Origin of the sequence: Anaerostipes sp. 494a (assembly GCF_001940315.1) — a bacterium.
GTDB lineage: Bacteria > Bacillota > Clostridia > Lachnospirales > Lachnospiraceae > Anaerostipes > Anaerostipes faecalis.
In genome coordinates this window covers 135,805-159,874 of the sequence record NZ_MJIF01000001.1, presented here as the reverse complement: position 1 = coordinate 159,874, position 24,070 = coordinate 135,805, and the positions used below count along the sequence as shown (strand labels likewise).

The following is a 24,070-nucleotide window of genomic DNA, read 5'->3' as shown; positions in this document are numbered from 1 at the left end:
CACTAAATTCTATGCATAATGTCAAAGATTTTTTCGTTCTGTGTCTGGATAACAACACCGATTTCTTCGCCGATCTGTTTCAATTCTTCAGACATCAAAGCTGTTTCCTTAGATGAATTCTGAGGATCAACAACCATCATCATATTAAAGAATCCTCCTGTAATTGTCTGTGAAATATCCAGGATATTTACATTATTATTTGCAAGATAATTACATACTTTTGCAATAATACCAACTCCGTCTTTTCCTACTACTGTAATAACTGTTTTTTCCATATTTTCCTCCTAAAATGTTGTTTACACACTGGTTACTGTTGAAACTGCATCACGTTTGGCAACTTCCAAAGGAAGTCCTTCCATATTATGTAATGATACTTTTACAGTTTCATAAGCCAGTTTTTCATAGTTATTTTCTTTACTTAAATGCCCCAGATAAACTTTCCGGGTATCTGATGTAGCTGTATCTTCAATCAGCTGAGCACACCGTTCATTTGATAAATGCCCGTGTCTTCCCAGAATTCTCCTTTTTAAATAGTAAGGATACCGTCCAACCTGAAGCATATTGACATCATGATTAGCTTCCACAAACAATATATCTGAACCATATATTTTCTCTACCAGATATTCATCATAATCTCCGAGGTCTGTTGCAATACTTGCTTTCACCCCATCGGAACAGAACGAATAACACACCGGATCTGCCGCATCATGCCAGACCCTGGATGCTTCCACTGTTATATCGCCAATCAAAAACGGCCTGTCTGCATCAATGGAATGAAACAAATCTTTTTCAACCTTCCCGAGATTCTTATATTCAAAGATTGCATCAATGGTTTTACTGGTCGCAAACACAGGAATACCATATCTTCGAGATATTACTCCCAGTCCTTTGATATGATCAGAATGTTCATGAGTAATCAAAATGCCATCAAAATCGGGAACCGTCAAATCCAGTTCCTTCAGTGCACTCTCTATTCTTTTAGCACTGATTCCACAATCTACCAGCAGTTTTGTTTTATCAGTCCCTACAAATATAGAGTTACCTTCACTACTGCTTGCAATACTTGTTAACTTCATTAAATCTACCTCAATGTTTCTTTAACAAATTTGTCTTAATCTACAGTATATCATAAGGGTATATGAGAATCTACTATTTTTATTTTTCGTACATCAGATGTGTTAAGAGACACTTAAATCCCATGGGTTCCCCTAAAATTTCCATAATTTGTCTTCTGGTATCTTCTATCTTCCCAGAATTATCAATTAAATGGGTTGCCTGTCTCTTGAATTCTTCTTCACTTTTCTGACTGCTGATCATCTGACGTATCTTTTCATCTGAATATCCTCTGGATTTCTTCAATCTTTCAAAGCGTATATTCTCTCTTGTAAAAATATACCACAGCTGCTGAAAAAGACTTTCGTATTCTGCCCCCACCAGCAATGCTGCTTCACACACAATAAATCCTTCCGGATTTTTCTTCTGGATATCTTCTATACGTTTAAGAATTTCCTTATCTACATTTTTATGGGTAATCTGATTAAGTTTTTGCAGTTTTTCCGGATTCTGAAAAACAATTTCTCCAAGAATTCCTCTGTCAATGGTTTTATCTTCTTTTAAAATTGTTTTTCCAAAATACTCTACGATTCCATTATAGCTTACAGCACCTGGTTCCATCAGTTCATGTGCTACCTGATCTGCAATGATAATATCCGCCTTGTAATCTTCTTTTAGGATATTAAGTACTTCACTTTTCCCAGATCCTACTCCTCCGGTAATTCCAATAATCATTTTCTTCAACTCCTATTTCGCATCATACCAGTTTTCTCCAGTATTCATATCCACAACTAAAGGTACTTTAAGACTGGCTGCATTTACCATTTCTTCTGTTAAAATCTGTTTCACTTCATCCAATTCATCTAAATGTGCTTCTATCAGTAATTCATCGTGAATCTGCAAAATCAGTCTGGATTTCATCTGCTTCTCCTTTAATTTCATATTCACACGAATCATTGCTATCTTTATGATATCTGCTGCCGTTCCCTGGATTGGAGAATTCATTGCAACACGTTCTCCAAAATTCCTCTGCATAAAATTATTGGACTTAAGCTCTGGAATCGGACGTATCCGATGGAACATAGTTGTCACATATCCATCGTTCTTTCCTTTTTCCACTTCACCATCTAGAAATTCTTTTACTTTCGGATATGTCTCAAAATATTTATCTATATATTCCTGTGCCTGTTTTCTGGTAATTTTTAAATCCTGACTTAATCCGAAAGCACTTAACCCATATATAATTCCAAAGTTTACTGCCTTTGCATCTCTTCGCTGTCCTCCGGAAACCTGATCCATTGGAACACCAAAAACCTCTGATGCCGTTTTTGCATGGATATCCTGATTTTCTTCATATGCATGAATCAGATTTTCATCCTTTGATAAATGAGCCAGTACACGCAGTTCAATCTGAGAATAATCCGCATCAAGGAAAATATATCCTTCTTCCGGAAGAAAAACTTTTCGTATTTTTCTTCCAAGATCCATGCGGACCGGTATATTCTGAAGATTCGGTTCTGTACTGCTGATACGACCTGTAGCCGTAATAGTCTGATTAAATTTACCATGAATTCTTTCATCTTCTCCAATATAATTAGCGAGTCCATCTGCATAGGTTGATTTTAACTTAGTCAGCTGACGATACTCCAGAATCATAGGAACAATCGGATAAAGATGTTCTATTTTTTCTAAAACATCCACACTGGTGGAATAACCTGTTTTTGTTTTTTTACCACCCTCCAGCTTCATATGTTCAAACAAAACAACTCCCAGCTGTTTTGGTGAATTGATATTAAATTCTTCTCCTGCTTCCTTATATATAGATGTCTGCAGCTGATCAATTCTGCCAACCAGCTGATCACCATACTCTTTCAAAGCTGTCCGGTTCACATGTATTCCTCTGACTTCCATATCATGCAATGCAAAAATAGTAGGAATTTCAATCTGAGAATATAAATCGGCCATATCTTTGTCTTTCAGCTGATTTATGAGAATTTCAACAGCTTCTCCTGATACATAAGCTTCATATCCTAAAATCTTTATGCCTTCCTGGGTAAGCTCCCCATTTTTTACCATCGGTGTTTTTTTATCCAAAAGCTCTTTCCTTGAAGGCAGCATCAATCCCAGATAATCTCTGGAAATATCATCATATTCATAAGTGCTTTTTAAAGGATTTAAAAGGTAAGCGGCCAATGACACGTCAAAAATACTTTCTGTTTTCTCATGGATTTTTAAAAATGACAAATACTTCTTCACTTCCATCATTGCCACTTTTTCTACATTTTCATAGAGCATGCTGATTTTGTCGAAAAGAAAATCTTTTGTTATAAAACCTTCTGCCGGAATCAATGCTATTTTCCCTTTATCATAGCAAATGGACACCCACATATTTTCTTCTTCTGCGTATATTGCAATTCCAATATTCTTTTGTTTTACTGTCAGCTCAAATAATTCTTCTGTTTCTGCAAGATCCGTTATGATTTCTGTTTCCAGTTTGAATTCTTCCTGACTTTCCCCGTCAAATCGCTTAAGAATAGATTTGAACTCCAGCTGTTTTAACAGCTGATATGCTTCTTTTGTATAAATATCCTGAATTTCTGTTTCTTCTATAGTTATATCTACAGGACTATCCAGTTTAATCGTAGCAAGTTCCTTGCTTAAAACTCCCTGTTCATAATATTCCTGAAGATTATTTTTCGCACGGTTTGGTTTCACTTCTTCTATATGCTCATAAGCATTTTCGATGCTTTTAAACTCTTTTATGAGTTTTGTGGCTGTTTTTTCACCAATTCCAGGAATTCCAGGAATATTGTCTGAAGCATCCCCCATCAAAGCTTTTAGATCAATAAATTCTTTTGGTGTCACTTCATATTTATCCAGCACATCTTTTGCAAAATAATCTTCCACGATGGTTCCTGAACGGTTTGTTTTAGGAATTCTTATCTGAACTTTTTCTGTAGCAAGCTGAAGCAAGTCTCTGTCTCCTGAAATAATCCGTACATCAAATCCCTGTTCTTCCCCCAAAACAGACATGGTCCCCAGCAGATCATCCGCCTCAAAACCTTCTTTCATCATCATTGGAATATCCATTGCCTTTAGTACTTCTTTTATAACCGGAACCTGCTCAGCAAGTTCATCAGGCATTCCTTTTCTTGTTCCTTTATAGTCATCAAACATTTTATGACGAAAAGTGGGTGCCTTTAAATCAAATGCAACAGCCAGATGTGTAGGATGTTCTTCTTCTAAAAATTTGAACATGATATTTAAAAAACCTAAAATTGCATTGGTATGAAGTCCCTGGCTGTTTGTCATTTCAGGAAGTCCATAAAATGCTCTGTTTAAAATACTGTTTCCGTCAATTAATAATAATTTATTTTCCATACCGGAGATCTCCTTTTCGATTCTTCTGAAACATTGTAACACAAAGAAATCCTATATGCACGGGATTTCATTCCATAACATATAGGATTCCAAAAACAAACTGTATTTTTACATTAAATCACAAAATCATTTTCACCCTTCAATTTTGCATGATCCACAAGTTCCTGTAAAGTAATATTATTTAAATATTCATATACCACTTTACCAAGTCCTTCCCAGATTTCAATAGTTGGACAATCACGGTAACGTTCACACTGGTTCACAGGATCATCTAAGCAGGCAACTGGCTGAAGACTTCCTTCAGTAATCTTGAGAATCTCATATATTGTGTAATCTTCTGGTTTTCTTGCCAGCTGATATCCTCCATAAGGTCCGCGAAGGCTCTTCAAATATCCACAAATTCCCAGTTGACGCACTATCTGTTCCAGATATTTCACTGAAATATTCTGCCTTTTTGACACGTCTTTTAAAGCAATCCAATCACCAGTATGGTGAATGGCCAAATCATACATTAATCGAACAGCATATCTTCCTTTTGTGGATATCTTCATAATTTCACTCCCTGTCTATTTTAATTCTTCGGCATTTACTTCAAGTATTTCTACTATTTTGCTATCATCATCTGATTGTTGAACATCCTTATATGACAGTTTATTTTCCGTTGTCAGAACTGCCACATAACTATCATTTTCCTCAAAACGTTTCATCGTATTATATACATGATGACTATATCTCTGATCTCCAAATTGGTCTCTTGAGGTATCCTCGACGTAATAATACTTTCCATCTTTGTATGCAATATAATTTAAAATAGGATCTCCTTCAACAGTAAATTGACTGATAAGAACTGCACCTTCTTTTTTCTTTTTAATCTTATTGCAGAAAGACTTCCATAGTTTTGCACTTTCCCCTTTCATCTGCCGGTTTTCTACAACAATAAAACCACTATCCAGAGCCTCTTTTGCACTTAGATCATCCGGGTACTGTTTGAGTGCACTTTCAATCTCCTTAAAATTTGTTTTTACAACGATTAGTATTTTTTCATCAGAGTCTGAATTTTTAGTCTGCTCAATGGTGTCTTTGTTAGCTTTGATAAAATTTGCTGCAAGAACGATACTAACCACAAGAGCCGCTACTGTAATCAGCCATGTTGGTATCTGCCATTTTGCTTTTTTCATAACACAACTCCTTTTTCCTACATTTCCTCTCTGATATTTTACTTGTTTTTCCATCTATTGTCAATTATCTTCAAATCATTTAAAATAGAACCTACAGGAGGTTATCACTATGAGTAAAGTTAATAAAATCACACCACTTACCAATGTAAAATATTTGAATTTATATGAATTAGAGGCTGAGAACAAATTTGGAAAAACTCATCCATATTATGTGGCAAGCCGTAAAGATTCCCAACATATGATGGCTGCCACTAAAAAAGCAGATCCCGACGGATGTATTATTTACAGTGTTTTTGGTGAGAACCATGACAAAGTCATTATGATACGTCAGTTCCGTTTCCCTCTGAATTCTTATGTTTATGAATTTCCTGCCGGTCTGATCGATCCAGGTGAATCTGCCAGAGAAACCGCCATACGTGAGATGATGGAAGAGACTGGTCTTTCCTTTACTCCAGTTGAATGTAAAAACTTTTTAAATCGACCTCATTTTTCTTCTGCCGGAATGACAGACGAAACAAACTGTACTGTTTACGGATATGCATCCGGAAAACCTAATCTTGATCATTTAGAACCAAACGAAGACTTATCCGTTCATCTCGTTGATAAAAAAGAAGCGAAAAGAATTTTAAAAGAAGAACACCTATCTGTTAAAGCATATTATCTTTTACTTCACTTTTTACATAGCAATCCGGAACATCCTTTTGAATTTTTAAACATTTAAAACAAAAAACGCTCCGCGCGTATGTACATGATGTGCAATGGAAAACAGTGAAAGCTATAGCACATCGGCACGCAAAGCGGAGCGAATCTCTCATGATTTTGGTATATAGGGAGTTTGTAGCAGACTTATCCGCTTTGTTCTTTACTTCACCGGCATAGGTAAATCTACAACTATTGGTTCATGATGTACTGCTGGAAGAAATTTTTCTAAAATATCCCTTGTCTTTATTTTTAAACTTGATGTACTTACACACGGATGACATCCTATATATTCGCTATCAAGTACTGTCTGATCTATCAGAAGCTGCACCTGATTATTTTTATCATTCATCAGTCCCATTATAGATACTGCTCCAGGTTTGATATGAAGAAATTCTTCCATATGCTCCGAATCTGCAAAGGATAATCTGGCACTATCAATCTGTTTGGATAACTCTTTGGTTTTAAAAGGTTTTTCTCCAGGCATCATCAAAAGATAAAATTTTGTTTTCTGACGATTACAAAGAAATAAATTTTTACAAATAATAGTATCTAAAATCTTATCAATTTCATTGCAAGCTTCCATTGTATTGGCTTCTTCATGATCGGTTCTCTCAAATTTTATATTCAGTTCATCCAGCAGATCATAGACTTTCACTTCCCGTTCCAGTCTACCATCTGTATTTTCAGGTCTTCCCTTATGTAATTCCATAGCTGTTCTCCTTATCCTGATATTTTTTCTTCTATTATAAATGTAATGATAAAAAAATCAAGAAAAACCAAAAAGTTATTGACAGGTTCACCCATTAATGATATTATAATCGAGGTCAAAAAATTACATAAGCCGATGTGTCGGAACTGGCAGACGAGACAGACTCAAAATCTGTTGCTCCTGTGGGCGTGTGGGTTCGAGTCCCACCATCGGCATTAAAAGAAGAATGGCTTAAAATCGTTGTTTTCTCAGAAGTAACGTATTTAAGCCATTTTTTCGTGCGTTAATTTTTTCAATATATGAAATAAAAACGATATTTTGAATGTTATTTATTAAAAATGCAACACGAATGCAACACGAACAAGGCACATCTTCTACCACCTATCCTATGTCATTTTTTATCTGCCCCAATTTCTCTAGCACTAGAATCTGAACATACTCCGGCGGAACCCTATCTCCTGCTTCCCAACTCTGAATTGTCCTCATTGGAACTTTCATAAACTGATTCATTTTTGCTTGCGTCAATCCTGCTGCCTTTCTGGCAGCCTTTACTTCGTCTTTCCACATTTTTGACCTACTCCTTTCTTTTGTTGCCTTTTACATATAAAATCACCATAGTGGCCGTAATACACATTTGCCCCATAACAATTATTATATTTCTTGAAACAAGAAACAATACTTCCAATATCATTGTAAAAGCTAATAATATGATTACCATTTGATTTTTCTTCATAACTCTTTTATAATTGAAGATACAGAAGGGAGCTTTCACTCCCGACTGCTTATTTAGCTTTTTTATTGTCGTCATCGTTATCTCGCTTATAAATCTTGTATGCTATGTAGGTAGTGACTACAGTACATATAGATGAGATAATAGTGGCGACTACGTCTATTAAGTTATTTATCTTCAATTATCTTACCTCCTTTCCTTTACTATGGTTATAGTATATCACACATTGTGCGTATTGTCAATACTTTTATGTAAAATATTGGAAATAAAATCACAAAAAGAAAGACCAGCATCTCTGCCGGCCTTTTTTATTTACAGCATCTTAATATATTTCGCAGAACAGTATCCTGTCTCGCTTCCGTATTTTACCTTGTGCCATTTGTCACCTGTTTTTAATACTTCCACAACACAACCTTTTTGCATTCTCGCTTTAATGCTTGCTGTAGTACTTGCTTTCGCTCTTAACATTAAAGGACTGCTCTTCGTGTTAACTAATCCTTTCTTTTTCTTTACAGTCGATTTTTTGGTTGATACACCCAATACTTCCAGGATGTTGTTAACAGTTAATTTTACAATGTCATCAAAATATTTCGTGAACAGGGAATTGTCGTGTTCGTTCGAGATGAATCCAAACTCACACAGTGCCGCAGTCATTGTTGTTTTCCGAAGGACGCATAAGTCTTTTCTTACTTTTGTTCCTCTGTTCTTAAATTCTAGCTTTTCCATGTCTCGATTCATTAGTTCAGCAAATTGTTTTGCTTTTCCGCTGTTTAAATACACTAATGATTCATACCCGTTCGCGTTCTTATCATCTGCGCTGTTTCGATGAAACGATACAAACAGATCAGCTTTATATGCGTTTGCGTCTGATGCTTTCTTGCTTACGCTCTCATAAATATCTGTCTTTCTTGTATATTCCACATCTACATAATCATCTAATTTTTTTCCTACAGCTAACACGAGCTTTAAAACATCGTCTTTTTCCTTGCGTCCATATCCAACTGCACCACTGTCTTTTCCACCGTGTCCTGCATCTAATACTACTGTTTTCATGCTTTTCTCCTTTCAAAAGAGGACGATTATTCGCCCTCTGTATCCTTATTTACTACTTTATCTGCTACTTCCAAGCCTTTTACCAGCACTGTTGGTACATTAAACCCTGCTTCTACAAAATTCTCTACGATGCTTCGTATTTCGTTTACAAGCAAAGATGCCAGTACAAACCATCCAAGCAATGTCGTAATACCGAGATTCACTCCAATTACTTTTCCAATCTCAATAAAAATTGCACTTGATCCAAATGCTACCATAACCATTAACCAATATCCAAGTTTTTTAAGTATACCTTTTAACCCTGTTTTTGAGCTTGTCTTACCTAAAATCTTGCTTTTTAGCCATCCGGACAGCCAATCCGCCACATTCAACATAAGAAATCCTACAAATAAAATCCAATGTTCTCCCAAAATATAGGACAGAACAGCTACAACAGCACCAGTAACCATGTTATATGTATCAATTGCACCATTCACCATTTTCTTCATTTCCCTCACTTTCCTTTCTACGATATCCTAACCCACATATATACAGTTACATATGGTTGCATATTATTATGTTCTTGTCCATCGCCGACGTTACTTTGAGTTAGTGTATGTGTATGATTTGGAACAGTATGTGTATGCTCCCCATTATCTGTGATAACGCCGCTCCAAGATGATCCGGTTCCATCCACGTGAATCACATCTCGTGCACCATCGGTTTTAGTTTGATTCTTTAATACCTTAAACTTATGTGCGTGTCCTCCGGACTTAGAAATAGAACATTTTCCACTACTGTTCACTTTTACATCGTGCCCATGAGATGGCATCTGCTCTGCCGTCAATGTTACTGTTTCTGCTCCTCCCATTTTCCCTGGGACATTGTATTTTTCAACATCTGGATCCACACCCACGATTGTTCTGCCCTGTCCATACACTTCCCATTTCCCGCCCAGCAAATTTTCCGGTGGGATTTCCGACGTTGTAAGAAAAAGAGAACCTACTGGATATGTTGAATCCAATAAGCCCTCTCTTACGGATTTTATGAGCGTATCCATCTCGTCCAAACGTATTTTTAAAGTTTCAGACACGTTTCCATCTGCATCGGTTCTGGCATCTATAACCTCTGCAATCGATGGGTTTTCAGAGGACATGTTTTTGATATATTCATCAAAGCGGGCATTTAAATCTTCCTGCCTTTGCTGTGTATCCCTTACGGATACTTCCATTTTCTCGACTGATTCTGTCGTAAAAGAATCGATTGTTTCAAACCCAGCAGCAATTGATTCTCGGACATCTTTTCCAAATATAGCTGTCCGAACATTATTTACTACCTCTAATATTGTCATTTCCTCACCTCTACTTAAACATAAATTCCATAGCCATGTAATCTGCTCCAGTAGGAATATCAAAGCGTTCGTTTCCGTCACATTTATCCATCTCAGATGCATCTACAGTATGTATATCTATGTCTATTGTTTCTTCCAGCAACTCTTCATATTCCTTATTGTAAAGTTTTTTATTTCCGTCGGAAAATACATATATTTTATTTCCATCTTTCTCCTGGGTCATTGCTTTTCCGTCCTCATCCTTGTCAGCATAGGATTCGCAGATTTTTAAACGCTGCTCTTCCAATTCCTTATATTCCTTTTCCAGTTTTTTAGCATTTTTTGAGATTGCATAACAAACTTTAGCAGGGAATCTCTTCCCTGCAATGTTCAACAGTCCTTGTAAGTTTCCTCTGATTTCTCCTAATTTCATATTCATAATTCAATACCTCTCTTTCCCTACTCTGTAATTACTTCTGCGTCCTGTAATGCATAAAATTTTTCTGTAAACGCAGCAATATCTTTTCTGATTTCAGCTTTGTTCGCTGCATACAGATCTTTGTCTTGGATAGTCTGATTGATATTATCAGAGCCACCGTCAGAAGATACGCTGGCATTTAAATAAACCACCTGTTTTTCCATATCCCCGTCTTTTACCGTAATTGTTCCTGTCAAAGTTGTAGATTTTTTTGTTGTAAGCATAATCTTGCTCCTTTCTTAAAATAATTAAAAACAGACAATAGCCTAAACTACTGCCTGTCTGAGTTCTTTTATTTGCTTTTCTAAATGATAGATTCGATTTTGCAAATCCTGAATGATTGTCTCGTGTAAATCTATGCATCCTGTTTGATATAGCATTTCCTTTCGCGTCTTTTGAATCATATGTGTATTTAAGGATATCATGTTCTGATAATTCATTTTTAACATTGTATGATTATCAACATATTTTAACTCTTCATCCGTATATTCACCATCGCGGTCTATTGTTACAAGCTCTTCGTCTTTCCAATCAAGCCCATTTTTTTCAAACGCATCAATAACCTCATTTGCAACAAATCCCCATGTTCTTAATGGCTTAGTGCCTTTTACATTATACAATCCATCATGGAATTTATATGTAACAGGCTTCAAATCCATAAACATATCTTCGTATTTTTCAATATCAACGAAATCCTCTTTCAATCGTTTGTCCGAAGAAGTGGTAGATAATTTTGTACTAGACGAACCATTGTACCAAACAGACGAAGTCGTATATACTGATGTACTTAAATGAGAATTACCCAATGCAACTGTATTCGTATGATTTGCAGCATCGTAGCATCTAAGCATATACCAGTTTGAATGGTCGTAAGCAGTAATACCTTGATTGTCACGAAACATTATATTTTTATTCATGTTGATGCCGTTGTACTGTATATATGCGACCCCTTTGCCGTTTATATAAAATGCATGGTATCCTTGCGTTGCATAATATAAATTCTTCGTTTTATTATATTGACCGTAATAGATATTTGACCCGCCGTTACCTACATACAACTTATTTCTTACCTGCACATTAGGAGCTATAAAATATTCTCCTCCTTGATTTCCGACAAGAGTCAAGGACGCAGGAGCCTTTACTGAATCATAATCCGTATATATAAGTGCAAGATTCTGGCTACCGTTGTTATTTTTAAATAAAATAGACGGATTTACCCCTACCGAATTATAAGAATTACTGTTAACTGTAAGTGATTGTAGCGTAAGGTAATTGTTAGAAAGTTCCGATTGATAACCATTGTTTATAACAGCGATGGTACTGTCCTTTATCTTAAGATTTTTAGCAGTAACTTTATCTTCGTCGATTTCAAATACCTGACCATATTTTAGCTGTTTCGTACTAATACAAGCATAGGTATTTATGTTATTAAATACAACATAAGCACTTGAAGAAAAAGAATAATCTTGCAATACATAGTCACTTGAATATGAAGAAAGCAAACTCTGTATATATGCGTCAAGACTACTGTATCCGCTTTCGAAATTCACACAATACGATAGTGTATAGGTAAGGATATTTTCGGACTCAGAAACATTTGTGCTTAATAAGACCAACTTGCTAGTATCGATATCAACTGTCATCGAATCCGTTACGGTTTCTGTTGTATCTGTATCAGTTACCGTTTCATCTCCGTTTGAATCATTCTTACTTTCTGAATTTGTTACTGTTCGAGAGTATGAATATTCAATGTTGACTCGAAAATAGTTTATGTGAGATTCTTTTATTCCATTATTTTTATCGACGATATCATTATCTATATTGTCATACGTGAACACAAAATCAAAGTTATTTGTAGACGGTTTTGAAAATGAAAAATATCTTGTTGATTTTTCACGAATATTAGAAGAATATGTTGCGTATAATCCAGAATTAGAAATATAGAATCCTTCTCCATTTGCTCCTATCATTCCGCTACTTGCCGAAATATTTCCACTAAAGCTACCGGTTGCACCGTTTAAAGTACCACCAAATATTCCGTTGTTAGCCGTCATCGTTCCATCAGCTGTCAGTTTAAAATTATCCGAATTAACGATAAAACGGTTTCCAGTCAGCGTGATCACATCCGCACTGGCATTGATCTCGGAAATTAAAGTATCCTTATCAACTTTTAACTCCAAGGATGCTTTAACAGCATTGATCTGTTCTTCCGTATCAGTCTTTGTCGTATATATTCCTTCTACTGTCGTAAGCACACTGCTTGCACTCTGATTTATCGCACTGTTCATTTCAGAAGTAGTTGAATATCCAGATAGCTTGTTTTCCACTTCTTTTTTTGTCGCAGCAAGAGTAATTGCCTCTGCGTTTTGGTCTACTTTTGTACTCATTGTGGTAACAGTATTTGCAAGATTACCAATAGCGGCATTGGCTTCATCGGCAGACTTTTGAGCATTATCCGCTGCAGTTTTAGCATTTTGTGCATTTTTCTGTGCGATATCGGCTGCACTTTGGGCTGTTGCGGCATCTGACTTTGCTTTATCTGCTACTTTCTGCGCAGCCGCAGCTGCAGAACTTGCATTTGTAGCATCTGCTTTCGCAGAGTCCGCAGCTTTTTGCGCTGTATCAACGGCAGCCTGTGCTGCTGCAATATCTTCTTCTGTAGCACCTACTCTATTTTTTACTGTTTCAAGATTTTCTTTTGCAGTATCTAAATCTTTCTGTGCAGCTTGAGCTATTACGTTAGCATTTTCAGCGGCTTTTTGTGCTGTATCAGCAGATGTCTGTGCATCATTAGCTTTTTCCTGTGCCGCCTGTGCGGCTTGTACAGACTGCGTTGCGGACACCTGTGCATCATTAGCTTTTTGTATTGCTTCGTCTGCAGCACTCTGTGCATTACCTGCTGTCACTGTAGCCTCTGCTGCTTTATTTTGAGCATTCGATGCGTCAATTCTTACTTCTTCTACCGCTGATGCTGTGGAAGTTATGTTTGTGGCATTTTGGGTTACTTGAGTCTGTAAATTTGACTGGACTTCTGTAAGTTCGGTTTTCTTTGCGTAATCAGATTCCATTGTCGTCTGGATTTCTGCGACACTCTTGCTAATTTCCGCCCTTATTGTTGCCTCTGTATCAGATACATCTGTTTTCTTCGCATAAAACGCCTCCATCGTTTCTTTTACAGTTGTTACCTTGTCTTGAAGGTCATCTCTTACTATAGCAACATCTTCTCTGATGTTTGATACTTCTTTGCTAATGACTGCAACATCTGCATTTGCTTCGTCTGCAGCTTTCTGAGCGGCATTTGCAACACTTTGTGCTGTAGATGCAATAGCATTAGCTTCATTCGCTGTATTTTGCGCCTTTATTGATGCGTCGGAAGCTGTTTTTGCATTATTTTCAGCCGAAATTGCTGCGTTTTTGGCATTATCTGCCGAATCTTTCGCAACGCCTGCCTGCTGTATAGCGTAATCAGATGCTTCGTTTGCATGATTAATTGCGCTGTCAAGGACAGGGCTTGTATAAGTCACAGCTCCATCTGACCACGTCACAGCATACCGCTTCCAGATATATTTTCCACTTTCCCATTCCGGCATTTTAAAAGACCATTCTCCGCCGATTGCTTCTGTATTCGACGTAGAAAGATAATACTGGTCCTCTACTTTTTCCTGACTTCTTCCAGGTTCTCCCTGTCCACCCTCAATTTTAGACCACGCAAAAATCGAAGGGTCAGAAATATCTACTTCTTTTTTTAATTTATTTGTTGTGATACCTATATATGGTTTATTGTCCGGATCAAGTGTAATTCCTGAACCATATTTGTCATCCGCATATGCAATCCACGTATAAAGTGTCCTGTTTTTTGCAATCTCAGAAAATTGTGCCGCAAGCTCCTCGACTTTTTGACTGATTCCGTTTTCTTTTATCAGATAGTCTCCGAGAGTTGCCACATTTGACTTATCTGCAACACTTTTTTCTAGCTTCAAAACCCTTGCAGATAGATAAAGTTCACCTTCGTCATCAACGATATTAACAGTATCGCCGATTTTTACATCGTCAGGCAATTTTGCAATATCTACCTCGTAATTTGCAGAAATATCACACACTTTTTTTAATTCCGCAATGGACTGCTTGCACAATTCTTCCTGATTTACTGTGTCATATGTAAATGTCTTTACGATATGCCGTTCACTTTCTGTCATTTTCCCAGAATCGTTTTTCCATACAACTCTTCCCCAGCGGTCAAATGCATTTCTTGATTTTAGGTAATGACCATCAACATAGAAATCTCCATCATCGTATTGATAACCGTCTAAAGTTACCGGAATATCCGTTCCGTCCGGTGTAGCACCTGTTACTAAAAGTGCTGTTGCCAAATCTGCTACAGATTTTTTAGTAATTATCTTATTGATGTCCCTGTTTAGCCTTAACTGTATACCAGTATCTTTTCCTCGTTTTTTATATATATTCACGTATTTGTGCGTGATAGATAAGTTTTCAACAGAAAAGCTAAAAGAAAGTTCATAGCTAAATTCTTCTGTGATGGAATTAAGTCTTTTTGTAATTGTTTCTTCATCAAAGGATAACTGCTTTTCAGCATCATCCGACTCATCAATGCCAATTTCAAATCCTGTGTCTTTTATTGTCTCTGAAACATACCATGTCTGGTTATGCGCAGAGTCATAAGAAACCTTTAATGCAATATCATTTAACAGTTCAAGACCTGCATCTTCTGCGTAAACATAGATATCACGAGTTTCTGTATCGATTTCTGCATCGATGATGGTATAAAATTCGTTTTCGTCTCCATTGCTTCGCAAAAGATAATTGCCAACCTCTGTATATTCTTCTGCTTTTTTTCTTGTCTTTTTCGTAAACGGTATTTTGCAACTAAATGTCGCAACTCCTGTTTCGGTTTCTTCAGTTTTGACGTCTTCCAGAATCTTAATACCATTCGGCAGATTTGTAGCAGCACTTCCCAGTATTTCCATTTTTCTGTTTGCAAAATAAAGAATCATATAAATACCTCCCGATACCGCATCTTAAAGGACGGGGCATAGGACGAATCTACCCAGTCTGAATAGCTTGTCCCGATTTGATTCGTCCCTGGAATCAAGCAAAATTCCTCCCAGTCATTTCCGAGTGCTCCGAGATCAGGACGGTCAAGGTCATTAAGTGTAACACTACCATCGCTGCAATTAACAAGCAAAACGTCATTCACATTAAACTTATTCTGCACATCGTGATACTCTGTTGTTATCGTTTCTATCGTTTCATTCACAGTCTTTTTGTAATCTTTAACCATTTTCATGCGATAAAGACCGTTAAAACTTAATGTTTTTGAGCTTCCTTTTGCAAGAAATGCGACTGTAACTTTTGTTACTGATTTACTTTTTACTGCACTAACGGTAAAAGTTTTTTTGATTCCACCAATATTAAAAGTAATCGTACTTCCTTTTTTTGTAATGCTCGATGCCTTTACTGTATTAATTGCTGTTATCTTCTTCTTTTTATCTGCAGACCTGTTGTTTCCGAAACATTTATTATGATATGACAAGTCAAGTGATGCTTCTTTCATCACTTTTCCATTCACAATCATCCTGCAGGTTCCTTTGGTTCCGTCTGCTCCTTTGAATATATCAACACCGGCAATAATTGCCCCACTGGAATCCGATAGAATCATCTGAAATGCACCGCACTGTTTTTTATCTGCTTTTGCACTTCCGACTGCAAGTTTCTGGCTGTATGTAAATTCAAAATCTGTTGCTGACTCGCTTAGTGCATATGTTGCCGTCGGTCCATGCCATGACTTTCCGGAACCGTATCCTGTAGCCGCAAGATAATATGTGCCTTCCTGTGTCGTGTTATATGAGTGTTTTTCTCCTATCGTACCGGTTTTGGTGTGATTTTTATAAACAACTCCATTGTTTAATGTATATTTTGACTTTACAGAGTTCCAGTTGCTCGATTTTGTAAATACGTGATTTTGCAACACTTTCGTTGTTGGTACTAAATAAGTATTTGTTTCTGTATTTACGACCTCGATTGCCTCTTCTGACAATTCTTCTGGATTTCCAAATTGCAGAATCTTTTCATTGTCATTGAAAAATGCAACATACCCACAACGTCCATTGTCATGTTCTTCTCCACTTTCATCCTGATAAAAATCGGCTTCAAACGTCGGAAACGCCTTGTATGTTCCGTTGTAGTCAACAGCGAACGTACCGCCACTGTCTATTGTAGGAGTTACCTCGTATTCTTCGACGGAATATTTAAACGGGTCCACGCATGTAAATTCAATTTCACTCGTGATTGCATTTTTTCCTGGTTCAACTTCGCCCAATCCAGACGGCGTACCAGTAAAGAATTTATCCGGTTCGTCGTTAAATATAAGCTCTGCGTCCTCTGTATCTAAGATACTTGCAAGCTTATTGTAAGCAGACCGAAACGCACCAGGAGAGTCTGATACAAGCTGGTACCCGACAACAATCGTTCGTATCGGGTATCTCCTGTAATTCACTCCGGATCCATTTCTGTTTCCAACTTCATATGTGCTAAGCTCCTGAGCCAGTCCTTCTCTTCCGGATACATAAAGTGTCCTATATCCTTTAATCAGATCCTCGATATACTCTCCATTTATTTTTAAGGCTTCGGAGGGCAGGACTGCTTCACTCATATATTCGTTTGTGTCAATAAAATTATACATTTCCTATCCCTCCTTACTTTCTTCCAAGTTTTCTGTTCTGCCTTGTCTGTCGTTTGTTTAGCTCTGCTTCTGTGTATGGTGCTGTTACTCTTGCAACCTCTTTCCCATCAAGATCAACTGGGACAATAATCGTGTATTCTGCCTGTGTGTAATAGTCATAATCACTGTTAAGACTTCCTCCAACATCTCCTGCGATCGCAAGGTTGTTAAAGTTTGGAATTGTAATTATACTATCCATCGTTTTATCTAATGTATTTGCCATAGAAGAGATTCCATTGACAAATCCCTTTACAACGAATACTCCTAAGGCTTTCATAACACGGGATGGCGAATGGATTTTTAATTTCCCTTTTACGGCTTTGGTAAGGATGTTTGCCAAGTCTTTCGCCGCCTTATTTAAAGCTTTCTTGTTCGACTTAGATGTTAGCCCTTTGACAAATCCTTTTGTGGCATCCTGTGCGATCGTATTCATCTGCTTCTTAAGTTTTTTCAGTACTTTTGTAACTTCGCTATTATAATCCTTGTCTAAAGAATCAATGTATGGCTTATAGTATGCTTTTGCGTTTTTATTTGCACTACTCATGAATGAGCTGTAGTCTTTTCCATACTGCTTCAGCCAAGAGTCACTTTTCTTTAAAAGCTCATTTGTATATTTCAGTCCCTGCGCTGTGTCGAGATCCTGAATATCTCTCATAAGATCATATGGAAGTACATTTTTTAGTTTCTCCATGTTCTTCGCAAGCTGGTCAGCCTGTTTCTTCTGAGCTTTAAAGTCTACCAAAGAGATATATCCATAATTATCGGAACTGAACAGATCGCCATAGTCTGCTAATTTGCTCTTATAATTATCTCTATCCTCCGCAATTGCATCGTATTTTTCTTGGTACTTCTTTCCAAGAGCTGTTAATGCCTTATCTACTGCGTTGATCGCTTTCTGACCTTGTTTTTTGATCGTTTTGCTCATATCGGATTTCAGAATTTTTCCAACCTTCGTATAAGCTTTTTTCAATTTCGGATGTTGTTTCTTAAGCTTCTTGATACCTGCATTGATCTTATTGTTTAAAGATTTTGTAATGCTGGACACCTTATTGTTCATTGATGTCTTGTATTTGTCGATCGCATTACTTGCTGCATCTTCGTATTTACGAGATTTTGTTGCTTTCTTCATTGTGTTTATCGCTGTTTTTGCTAAAGTTTTACTTGCAGATTTCACGCTGCTGATACCATTTCTGATACCAATTGCAAGACCTGCCGCTATGTAACGACCATCTTTTTTCGTCATTCTGGATGGCGAATGGATCTGAGCTTTTGCCCTGATCGCTTTTTCTGCTGCTGATACCATTCTGGATGCTGCGGCTTCGATCTGTCCCAGACATGAACTCATTCCTTGTGCAAACCCTTGACTGATATAAGCACCTGCACTGTATGCTCCAGATCGTCCTGAACGTAATCTTGAATTTGTGCTAGATACAGCTTTTGAGGCAATACCTGGTCCTTTGCTTAATCCACTTTGCATGGAAGAGGTGAACCCGCTTCCCATCTTCTTTCCAGATGATTTTGCAGCATTGGCCGTACTGGACATTGATTTTTTGATTCCAGATAGCGCTGATGTTGCTTTCGCTCCCATGGATCCAAAACTTGAATTTACAGAAACAGACGCTGCGGATAAAGTTTTCATGCCATTTGCGGTCTGTTGGATATCAGAGCCTTTTCTTGAAATCTTCCCAATTCCAATTGCTACCGCTCCGAGGCTTTTTGCTATTGATCCGATTGATAATCCAGAGATCATCTTGATTCCTTCAGCTACGCTTTTAAAACCAATTCCTGCATTCTTAGCGGAGTCTCCAACGGATTTGATCACATTTGCAATTCCGTCTAATACTGTCCTTAGACCACCACTGATTGCATCTACAACTGTTTTGATCACTTGTGCAAATGTTGTGAATCCTTTACTTGTTACAAGCAATACGGTTCCAAGTATTAAAAGTCCGCCTCCCGCAGCTGTTGCACCAACTCCAACTGCTAGTAATCCAGCTCCAAGTACAATACAGCCAGCTCCTGCGACTGCCGCTCCTGCTCCGAATACTATCATACTTGCTCCAAGTGATGCTATAGCCACGGCTCCTGCAGTTCCATATTGCACCACTGTTGGAAGAACTCCTGCAACAACCGCTAACGATGCAGCTGCTAATAATGCTCCTGCTCCAACAAGGACAATTGCTGCTCCAAAAGCTATAAATCCAACTGCCCCTGCTGTCATCGCTGGTCCAACCGCTCCTGCGATTGCCATTAATGCTCCAACTGCTACAACCATTCCTGCCATGCAAGCAATCGCTGGTGTTCCTGCATTAGCAAGTGCGATACTTGCTGCTGCCATGATTGCTAGACCTGCTGCAACCATTAATATTCCTGCTCCTAAAGCGAGTAAAGCTACTGCTCCAGCTTGTGCTCTTGCTGGTGTTTGAGAAAATATCTTCATTGCAGCCATTCCGCCAATTACAAGTGCAGCCAATGCACCAGTCATCCCAAGCATTATCCCTATTGCCAATCCGCCGGAATTAGCTAGTGCAATACTTGCTTGTGCCATAATCCCAAATCCAGTTGCAACCATTAAAACTCCTACGCCTAACATCATTGTACTTTTTGCCATCGCTAAAACTGACTTATTGCTTACTTTAGCCGAATTTCCTGTAGCCACCTCACCTGCAGCTACCCCAAAAAGCTTTGCTGCAAGTCCTGTAATTCCTTTTCCAGCTAACGATAAAATTGATTTCGTAAAGCTTCCTATCCCAGGTGCAAGAGTTTTTACAATTTTAAAACCTTTGTAAGCTACTAATAATTTTGGTAATTGCGTTATCAGTGATGCAATTGCATCTGAATGATCTTCACAAAATCCAGCAAAACTTTTTAATCCTCCGGTAATTCCACCAAATATACTTTTAAATCCAGATATAGATTTTGCAGAACCAAATGAACCATTTAATTTCCCAAAGCTTTTGCCAACAGCATCTACTGCCGAACCAAATGCTTGTCCTACTTCTTTTGCATCTGCCTTAAAAACTGAAAAATATTTCCCTGCCTTTGTTGCAAATCCACCGATCTTGTTTGCTATCTTATTTCCATCGACATTATCTAAAAGATTTGTTACATCGCTTACTCCTTTAATCGCAATGCTGGATACTTTGTCAAACACAGGCTGCAGTTTATTTGCTGCTGTCTCTGTTAAACCATCCATCGCCTGGCCAACAGTTTTATATTCTGTTGCAAGTTTTGTAAATTGTTTATTGGTTCCTGTCTTAGCGATCGCTGCAAAGAAGTCTTCGGTTTTTACTTTGCCATCCTGAACATCCTTAATTAACTGCTGTGTAGATCTTCCCATCGTTTTTGCAACAGCCGCAATACCTGCAGGTGTCTGTTCAACCATCAATTTGAAATCTTCCCACTGTATTTTAGGTTTCGCAGCCATCTGTGTAGCCTGCTGAGACAAGGTCTTCATTGCTTGCTGTGGATTTTCTGCTGCTGCCGCTAAACCTCCAAAACCTTTCACAAGTTTTGTTGTGCTTTTGGTTCCAACTGCATCTAACTGTGCATATGTAGATGCCATATCAGAAGAGCTATAAATTGTTTGCTCTGCAAATTTTTGAAGTTCCTTTTTGGTACTTGCTATTTCTTTTTTTGAATGGCCATTCATGCTCATATTGCCTTCGAAAGTTTTCCATGCAGCACTCGATTCATTTAAACCACCTACAACTTCTGAAAGACCAGAAGTAACTACAGATACGGCCTTACTTCCTACTGCTGCCATTGCCCCGAAACCGATTCCGCTTTTAAGAACTTTTCCTAAAGATAGTGTGGATTTTTGAGCTGCTTTCATTCCGGCTTCAAATCCAGCATCTCTTGCTGTTAATATTGCTTCAACACTATATGATTCTGCCATCAGCTCTCCCTCCTTCTTAACAATCTCTTCATCTTTTCAAAGCGATCTGGCTTGTTCTTTTGTTTTACCTGTTCGATCGCATCTTCATAGTCATAAAACCTCTTAAATGTTGGATAAACTGGTTTCTGCTTATTCTTTCCAGCTTTCTTCTTTGCACGTACCGCAAAATTAAGGAATGCTTGCAAATGATTTCGATAATCTTTGTCTACTTCTTTTAACCTTGCTGCTTCGGCCATGATCTCATATTGCGCAATCGTCAATTGATCTACTTGATCAAACGACGTAAAACCAAAATACCGGAAACAGTCAATCGCTAGTTCCCGGTATATTTCTTCAAAATTTTTTATTCTTCCTGTTGTTTCTTTTTCTGCTTCTCCACTTCTTCCTTGAGTTCTCGTGTCGTTTTCTTCGTAGCATTTGCACTCTCTAAGAAACCCAGTACCGTATCAAATAATTCATCGATATCTGTGTTTTCATCTTCGATGTGCTTATCCAGTTCTGTTCGTTCAAGCCGTGGTAAAAATCCTTTGTTCGCTACCAGTAAGACATCTTCTAATGCATCAAGATCTCCATCCAACATTTCTGCAACTTTATACTGAAGTCCAATATCTTTTGTTTTCCCTTTAATATTTTCTACTGGAACAGCGATTGTTTTATTGATTTCTCTCATAAATCCCATTCCAAAGTTAAATTCGTATGTTGTTCCATTAATCTGTAATTCGTACATGTGTTACCTCCTAAGCTCCTGTTTTTGGTGTATCCACAAATGCATATGCCTGTTCCTGCTGCTGTGCTGTCACAGTTACATCTCCGTCTACACCTGTTCCGTTAATACCGAATGTTAAAGAAATCTCTACAAACTCATCTGCATTCGCTGTTCGTTCAATTTCTGTCAGATACCCCTGAAAATATTTTCCTTTAAATTTATTACTTCCTGATCCAACTGGTTCCGCTAAATTAGCTTCCCAAATCTCAATCAGTTCATCATCATCTAAAGCCTTTTCAAGCTTATCCACTAATTCATCGTCTTTCTTCAGAATTGAAGTTGCAGTAATTTCTACTTCTGCTGCACCTGGTGTTCTGATAGAACCATCCTTTGTTGCTGTAGAATCTGCATCCTTTGACTTTGTACGGCCGTTTTCTGTTGTAAACGCAAGTGTCGCACCCGCTTGTGTTGCTGATTCAGATAAAATTCGATACAGATAAACAATCTTCTTACCTTGTACCGCTTCGTTTCCAAAAAGCTGTAAATTTAACATTGCTACCTCCTAATTAAATGTAAATTCTAATTCTAAAACCCCATGCATAAGGGGTTCTTTTGTTGTTGTATCCGAGAGGATTCTTTGGTTCACTCTTACAAGACTCCAACCAAAGTTTTTTGTTTCTCCGATCTTGTAGCACATATCTTTGATTTCTAACAATATCTTCGATAGTGTTCCTCTCTGTCTTGGATTGTTATGCCAGACATGGATTACCTGGCTGACTGCTCCAAAGACTGTTGTTTTATTTGCTTGATCATCCTGTGTGCTGTCTGCAAGGTAAACAAAAGGATACGGGGTTTTATCCGGTGGCAAGAACGTATCGTACACACCAATTCCCGTATCCTGATATTTTTCCTTTAATTCTAACAGCAGCTCAGTAAATAACTCCTGCTGTGGGTCCATAATCACCTCATTATCTTTTCTAAGTCTCTTTTAAAAATCTGCTTCTGCTCACCCAGTGCTGGGCGCATATATGGCTGTGATTCCATGAAACGTGTTCCATACTCAACATATTCTGCATAATCTGTCGTTGGTGCTACAACCGCAGTTAAACCACCATCTTTAATATTAAGATCAATGCTTCTCTTTAACGTTCCAGTATCTACTGGCGCATATCTCTGTGCCTTTTTCTGAAGATCTGCCCCATTCTTTTTAACCACTGTCTTTACTACATTAGGATCCATGTTTTTCCTTAATTTTGCATTAAGTTGATCTAATCCATTTACCTTAAGACCACTCATCACTGCACCTCCGATACAATAAAAGTCTGTTTTGTTCGAAGTTTCCTTGAATAATCAACTTTATAGATCTTGTTTCCAGTTCTGATCTGATCAAATGGCTGATCATAGTGATTCTGTAACTGAATTGTCAAGCTTCCTTGTTTGATCATTCCATAAACAACCTGCATCATCTGTGTTGTTGTATCCATAACCGATGCTTGTTTTTGATCTTCGCTTACAGAATCTTCTTTATAATCCCCTGTTTCCTGATCATATTCTCCTTGTGTCAACTTTTGAAAGTAAATCATTGTATCATATCTCATAGAAACCTCAGCTTTCCTCGCTTTGCATCCTTTTGCATCTGCAAATATGCTTCGATTTCATCCATAAACGGAGCAAAATCATTTGCAGATGCATACGACTGTGTTTCTCCTTCCACATTGTGACTTGCCAATCCTTCGGATCCGATACGATTAAAACGAATGATCGCTACTTCGATAATGATGTGTTCCATCTCATCTGGTGGATCTGTGCCGCCAAGCAGTAATCGAAGCCTTGATTCTACAGAATCTAAGATCAACATCAGTTTTTCATCCTGCGTGGAATCCTCAAAACCAAGCATTGTCTTAAGCTTTTCCAGCATTCGCTTTCTCCTTTACTTCTGCAATTAAAGGAACTCCCTGAGCGTTTCCGCTGCTAAGAAGTTCCTCGATTCTTGTTTTGTTTGGTGTTGGACTTAATCCCTGTCTTGGATAGGTATCCCCGACATCATAGTGATGATATACTTTACCGCCTTTGACATCTTTATAATCCTGCAAATCATGAAATGCTTTTACTACTTCATAAGTCATATCAACAC

The 24,070-nt window shown here is 37.7% G+C and carries 25 protein-coding genes and 1 tRNA gene; 2 read left to right on the top strand and 24 right to left on the bottom strand.

The genetic code is table 11. The features are described 5' to 3' along the window. Nucleotides 1-2 precede the first annotated feature (2 nt). From BHF70_RS00905 to BHF70_RS00880, 6 genes are all read right to left on the bottom strand, one after another. Nucleotides 3-275: an ACT domain-containing protein gene (locus tag BHF70_RS00905; RefSeq protein ID WP_075758493.1), complete on the bottom strand. Its 273-nt coding sequence runs from the start codon at nt 273-275 to the stop codon at nt 3-5. 21 nt (nt 276-296) lie between these two features. Then, on the bottom strand, nt 297-1,076 hold the full coding sequence (locus tag BHF70_RS00900; RefSeq protein ID WP_075758492.1) for an MBL fold metallo-hydrolase: 780 nt from the start codon (nt 1,074-1,076) through the stop codon (nt 297-299). Nucleotides 1,077-1,155: 79 nt separating this feature from the next. Next, a complete protein-coding gene (coaE, locus tag BHF70_RS00895) occupies nt 1,156-1,788 on the bottom strand; it encodes a dephospho-CoA kinase (protein WP_075758491.1) in 633 nt (210 codons plus the stop codon). Nucleotides 1,789-1,800: 12 nt separating this feature from the next. Then, nucleotides 1,801-4,434, bottom strand: a complete 2,634-nt coding sequence (gene polA / locus BHF70_RS00890; RefSeq protein WP_075758490.1) for a DNA polymerase I — start codon at nt 4,432-4,434, stop codon at nt 1,801-1,803. Between the two features lie 113 nt (nt 4,435-4,547). Continuing rightward, entirely contained in the window at nt 4,548-4,985 is a 438-nt protein-coding gene (locus BHF70_RS00885; RefSeq protein ID WP_075758489.1) for an RrF2 family transcriptional regulator, read from the bottom strand. A 15-nt stretch (nt 4,986-5,000) separates the two neighbouring features. Beyond that, nucleotides 5,001-5,612, bottom strand: coding sequence for a DUF4362 domain-containing protein (locus BHF70_RS00880; protein WP_158024862.1), 612 nt, complete (start codon nt 5,610-5,612; stop codon nt 5,001-5,003). 109 nt (nt 5,613-5,721) lie between these two features. On the opposite strand from BHF70_RS00880, the gene BHF70_RS00875 reads away from it, so the two are divergent. Continuing rightward, a complete protein-coding gene (locus tag BHF70_RS00875; RefSeq protein ID WP_075758487.1) occupies nt 5,722-6,333 on the top strand; it encodes an NUDIX hydrolase in 612 nt (203 codons plus the stop codon). Between the two features lie 141 nt (nt 6,334-6,474). Here BHF70_RS00875 and BHF70_RS00870 read toward each other — a convergent pair whose 3' ends face one another. Next, entirely contained in the window at nt 6,475-7,023 is a 549-nt protein-coding gene (locus BHF70_RS00870) for a prolyl-tRNA synthetase associated domain-containing protein (RefSeq protein WP_075758486.1), read from the bottom strand. Between the two features lie 131 nt (nt 7,024-7,154). Here BHF70_RS00870 and BHF70_RS00865 point away from each other — a divergent pair. Beyond that, nucleotides 7,155-7,238: transfer RNA gene (locus BHF70_RS00865), tRNA-Leu, on the top strand. 166 nt (nt 7,239-7,404) lie between these two features. On the opposite strand, the gene BHF70_RS00860 is transcribed toward BHF70_RS00865, so the two are convergent. The 17 genes from BHF70_RS00860 to BHF70_RS00775 all read right to left on the bottom strand — a co-directional run bounded on the left by BHF70_RS00860 (nt 7,405) and on the right by BHF70_RS00775 (nt 24,062). Then, on the bottom strand, nt 7,405-7,590 hold the full coding sequence (locus tag BHF70_RS00860) for a helix-turn-helix domain-containing protein (protein ID WP_075758485.1): 186 nt from the start codon (nt 7,588-7,590) through the stop codon (nt 7,405-7,407). A gap of 475 nt (nt 7,591-8,065) precedes the next feature. Then, entirely contained in the window at nt 8,066-8,806 is a 741-nt protein-coding gene (locus BHF70_RS00850) for an N-acetylmuramoyl-L-alanine amidase (protein ID WP_075758483.1), read from the bottom strand. Nucleotides 8,807-8,832: 26 nt separating this feature from the next. Beyond that, nucleotides 8,833-9,294, bottom strand: coding sequence for a phage holin family protein (locus tag BHF70_RS00845; protein ID WP_075758482.1), 462 nt, complete (start codon nt 9,292-9,294; stop codon nt 8,833-8,835). A gap of 17 nt (nt 9,295-9,311) precedes the next feature. Further along, nucleotides 9,312-10,136, bottom strand: coding sequence for a phage baseplate protein (locus BHF70_RS00840; RefSeq protein WP_075758481.1), 825 nt, complete (start codon nt 10,134-10,136; stop codon nt 9,312-9,314). 10 nt (nt 10,137-10,146) lie between these two features. Further along, nucleotides 10,147-10,554 carry a hypothetical protein gene (locus BHF70_RS00835; protein WP_075758480.1) on the bottom strand — a complete coding sequence of 136 codons (408 nt, stop codon included), beginning with the start codon at nt 10,552-10,554 and terminating at the stop codon, nt 10,147-10,149. A gap of 20 nt (nt 10,555-10,574) precedes the next feature. Beyond that, a complete protein-coding gene (locus BHF70_RS00830) occupies nt 10,575-10,817 on the bottom strand; it encodes a hypothetical protein (protein ID WP_083638212.1) in 243 nt (80 codons plus the stop codon). Nucleotides 10,818-10,859: 42 nt separating this feature from the next. After that, complete coding sequence (locus tag BHF70_RS00825; protein ID WP_075758478.1) at nt 10,860-15,605, bottom strand: phage tail spike protein; 4,746 nt, start codon at nt 15,603-15,605, stop codon at nt 10,860-10,862. Further along, nucleotides 15,602-17,293, bottom strand: a complete 1,692-nt coding sequence (locus BHF70_RS00820; RefSeq protein ID WP_075758477.1) for a distal tail protein Dit — start codon at nt 17,291-17,293, stop codon at nt 15,602-15,604. The genes BHF70_RS00825 and BHF70_RS00820 overlap by 4 nt, the downstream gene beginning before the upstream one ends. Nucleotides 17,294-17,306: 13 nt before the next feature. Continuing rightward, the gene (locus tag BHF70_RS00815; RefSeq protein WP_075758476.1) at nt 17,307-21,230 is read right to left on the bottom strand and encodes a tape measure protein; all 3,924 of its coding nucleotides are present in this window, start codon (nt 21,228-21,230) and stop codon (nt 17,307-17,309) included. Then, on the bottom strand, nt 21,230-21,466 hold the full coding sequence (locus tag BHF70_RS00810; protein ID WP_083638210.1) for a hypothetical protein: 237 nt from the start codon (nt 21,464-21,466) through the stop codon (nt 21,230-21,232). The genes BHF70_RS00815 and BHF70_RS00810 overlap by 1 nt, the downstream gene beginning before the upstream one ends. Nucleotides 21,467-21,573: 107 nt before the next feature. Continuing rightward, nucleotides 21,574-21,957 (bottom strand): tail assembly chaperone, encoded by a 384-nt coding sequence (locus BHF70_RS00805; protein WP_075758474.1) that lies wholly within the window; start codon nt 21,955-21,957, stop codon nt 21,574-21,576. A 10-nt stretch (nt 21,958-21,967) separates the two neighbouring features. Next, entirely contained in the window at nt 21,968-22,489 is a 522-nt protein-coding gene (locus BHF70_RS00800) for a phage major tail protein, TP901-1 family (protein ID WP_075758473.1), read from the bottom strand. Between the two features lie 9 nt (nt 22,490-22,498). After that, a complete protein-coding gene (locus tag BHF70_RS00795; protein ID WP_075758472.1) occupies nt 22,499-22,894 on the bottom strand; it encodes a hypothetical protein in 396 nt (131 codons plus the stop codon). Between the two features lie 2 nt (nt 22,895-22,896). Next, nucleotides 22,897-23,232, bottom strand: a complete 336-nt coding sequence (locus BHF70_RS00790; RefSeq protein WP_075758471.1) for an HK97-gp10 family putative phage morphogenesis protein — start codon at nt 23,230-23,232, stop codon at nt 22,897-22,899. Then, complete coding sequence (locus BHF70_RS00785) at nt 23,232-23,534, bottom strand: hypothetical protein (protein ID WP_075758470.1); 303 nt, start codon at nt 23,532-23,534, stop codon at nt 23,232-23,234. Before BHF70_RS00785 ends, BHF70_RS00790 begins: the two co-directional genes overlap by 1 nt. Beyond that, nucleotides 23,531-23,854, bottom strand: a complete 324-nt coding sequence (locus BHF70_RS00780) for a phage head-tail connector protein (protein WP_075758469.1) — start codon at nt 23,852-23,854, stop codon at nt 23,531-23,533. Before BHF70_RS00780 ends, BHF70_RS00785 begins: the two co-directional genes overlap by 4 nt. Continuing rightward, complete coding sequence (locus tag BHF70_RS00775; protein ID WP_075758468.1) at nt 23,838-24,062, bottom strand: hypothetical protein; 225 nt, start codon at nt 24,060-24,062, stop codon at nt 23,838-23,840. Before BHF70_RS00775 ends, BHF70_RS00780 begins: the two co-directional genes overlap by 17 nt. Between the last annotated feature and the right edge of the window lie 8 nt (nt 24,063-24,070).